Source organism: Roseateles sp., assembly GCF_036486225.1.
GTDB lineage: Bacteria > Pseudomonadota > Gammaproteobacteria > Burkholderiales > Burkholderiaceae_C > Roseateles.
The window spans coordinates 1-2675 of the sequence record NZ_DASVNZ010000374.1; the positions used below are offsets into that span (position 1 = coordinate 1).

General features: G+C 72.7%; 4 protein-coding genes. 3 read left to right on the forward strand and 1 reads right to left on the reverse strand.

From position 1 onward, the window contains the following. Nucleotides 1-854, forward strand: an 854-nt coding sequence (locus VF536_RS24405; RefSeq protein ID WP_331617529.1) for a helix-turn-helix transcriptional regulator, incomplete at its 5' end; no start/stop codon positions are given. Between the two features lie 9 nt (nt 855-863). Continuing rightward, nucleotides 864-1595, forward strand: coding sequence for a hypothetical protein (locus VF536_RS24410; RefSeq protein WP_331617530.1), 732 nt, complete (start codon nt 864-866; stop codon nt 1593-1595). A 133-nt stretch (nt 1596-1728) separates the two neighbouring features. Here VF536_RS24410 and VF536_RS24415 read toward each other — a convergent pair whose 3' ends face one another. After that, entirely contained in the window at nt 1729-2031 is a 303-nt protein-coding gene (locus VF536_RS24415; protein ID WP_331617531.1) for a hypothetical protein, read from the reverse strand. Here VF536_RS24415 and VF536_RS24420 point away from each other — a divergent pair. Then, nucleotides 2024-2675 (forward strand): hypothetical protein (locus tag VF536_RS24420; RefSeq protein WP_331617532.1); only part of this gene is annotated, 652 nt, incomplete at its 3' end. The genes VF536_RS24415 and VF536_RS24420 overlap by 8 nt on opposite strands.

The window sequence follows — 2675 nt, forward strand, 5'->3', positions numbered from 1 at the left end:
AAGGCGTGGACGGACTCTTCGACGGCGTGCGCTGGTATCGCGACCGCCGCCTGGCACCGATGGAAGAGCGCGCGCGCGTCGAGGCGGCGCTGGCGCTGCTGGACCGCGGCCAGGCCCGCACCGCCTACGACATCCTCGGCCCGCTGGCCATCGACGACGCGCGCCAGCTCCACCATCGCCATGCGATCGAACTGCGTTACTGCGCGTCGAAGCTGCATGCGATGAACGGCCGCCACTCCGACGCGCTGCGCTGCTATCGCCAGCACGCGCAGCTGTCGCTGGCACGCCTGCGCTTCGAGCTGACGCGGGTGCCTTACTCGCGTTTCCTCGAGCAGCAGGAGCGCGCCGAGCAGGCCGACGCCGATCAACTGCGCCTGCCGCCACGCTACCGCCGCGCCTATCAATACATCCTGGACCACCTGCACGATCGCGCGCTGTCGGTCCGCCGCATCGCCGCGGAGATCGACGTCACCGAACGCGCGCTGCAGATGGCCTTCCGCGCCAACCTCGGCCTGACGCCGGCTGAAGTGATCCGCAAGCTCCGCATGGCCTGCATCCGGACCGAGCTGCAGCAGATGGCCGGGCGCGACAGCGTGCTGGCGGTGGCGGCGCGCTGGGGCATGGCCAACCGGTCCACGCTCGCGCACAACTACCGGCAGCAGTTCGGCGAGACGCCGAGCGCCACGGCCAGCATCCCGAGCTTCGCGGAGCTGCCGTCGATCGCGGCCACCGTCGCGGCGGCGGTGGCCGGCGGCGCGGCGGTCATCGAGCCGGTGCTGCCGATCGGGCGCGGTGCCGGCCCGGGAGCCGGCGCCGACGCCGCGCGGCGCGAGTTCTCCGTCGACGGCGTCTGAGTCCGCGCGATGCGCGGCGATCCGCCTCGATTGCCGGCGCGGCCCTCGTCGTCGGCCGCCACTTCTGCCGCCACTTCTGCCGCCACTTCGGCGGGCTCCGCCGAGGAGGTCCGGCCGTTGCCGGGCGATCCGTCGGCACGCCGGCGCGACGAGGCCAGCGGTCGTCGTCAGGCCTCGGCCAGCCGCCTGATGGGCGCGGTGACGCGCCATCTGCTGGACGAGGCCGAGGAAGAGCGCGTCACCGGCGAGTCCTCGCGCGACATGGGCTCGGGCACGGCGCCGACGTCGTCGGCCACGGGATCGGAAAGTGCGGGGAAGAGCGCCGGCAAAACAAGCACGCGCGCCTCGATCGGCGGCAAGGGCAGGACGCCGCCGCGCGGAACGCCCGATCCGGTAACGCGTCGCGTCGCGTCGTCGGCACGCCGTTCCGCGCCGCCTGAAGACGACGTGTGGGCGCAGGGCGTCGATGCGGCCGATGGCGCGGGTCGCATCGTCGGTCCCGAGACGCGCGTGCAGCCCCGGCGCAGCGCGGCGCGCATCGAAGGCGTGAGGCCCGACGCCGCCGAGCGCATCGGACACTCGCCGCGCATGCGCATCGCCAGCTGGGGTGCGGTGCTGGCGGCGGTGGCCGCGCTGGTCGTGATGATCGCGGCCGGATGGCTGGACATCGCTCCCGGCGACGCGGCCAACGGGTCCGGCGCCGACGCTGGCGCGCAACGCGAGCCGACATCGGGACGATGATCGGCCATTGGTCGACAGTCGATCGGCTGTTGATCGGCTGTTGATCGACAGCGGGGACTTCGGGTCCTCGCCGGCCGCTTCGGCTCCCTGTTGCCTTCGGAAACACTGCTGTCCCACAGTGATGCGACACGCCTCAGCCAAGCAGGCGATGAACATCAGGAGGACGGTCGATGGTCAATGACTCCACCGGCAGCCAGTCGGTTCCGCTGACGCCGCCGAACACGTTGAGTGCGATGAACGCGATGAACGCGATGAACGCGATGAGCACGATGAGTGGCATCGCGTGGCGGCAGAGCCAGCGTCCCCGGTTGAGCGTGGTCTCGCGCTCCGGCCCGCTGGCCGCGCCATCGCCGTCACTCTTTCCGGTGACGTCGACGGAGATCTCGAGGGCAATGTTTCGCGCGCAGGAGGCCTGTGCGCAGGTGGCGGTGCGCATCGACAACGAAACCGCCGCCCTGGCGGTGCTCAGCAGCCGGCAGCAGTCGATGCGTGAGCTCCGGCGGCGCCGCAACGAGGCGGAGGCCGCCGGCGCCGCCGAGCACCCGGTGCGCGTCACCGAACAGCAGCTCGCGCAGGTCGCGGAGCTCCAGGCGCGCCAGGCGTTGCCGACGCTCGGTCAGCGAGTCGAGCAACAGCGGCAGCTGCTGGCCGCGGCCCAAGGCGCCACGCCCGGGTTGAGACACGCGCTGGACCTGGTGCTCCGCGACCCGCAGCGCACGGCGCAGCACGAGCAGGCGATCACCGCGGCCCGACACAATCTGCAGACCAACACCACGGCGGTGGCCGCGCATCGCGATCACCTGCAGGCCGCGCAGGCGGCGCTGCAGGCGGGCGCGGACCGGCACGTGGCCGCACAGTTGCGACTCACGGCGGCCAACGCGGCCGTCGTCAGGCTGGCGACGGTGCGGCAGGCGCTGGCGACGGCCGTGGGCCTGTGCACGCCGGACCTGCAGGCGCATGCGGCCGCGGCGCGCACGGCGTTGACGGACGCGAGCGCGGCGATCCAGGCGCAGCAACGGCTGGCGGACTCGACGGCCAATGCCGCGGAACAGACCCGCGCGGCGGTGACGGCGCGCGATC

Bases quoted from the DNA above. Each gene is read 5' to 3' on its own strand.
- VF536_RS24415 (WP_331617531.1), bottom strand. From the start codon at position 2,031: ATGCGCACCGCCACCTGCGCACAGGCCTCCTGCGCGCGAAACATTGCC.
- VF536_RS24410 (WP_331617530.1), top strand. From the start codon at position 864: ATGCGCGGCGATCCGCCTCGATTGCCGGCGCGGCCCTCGTCGTCGGCC.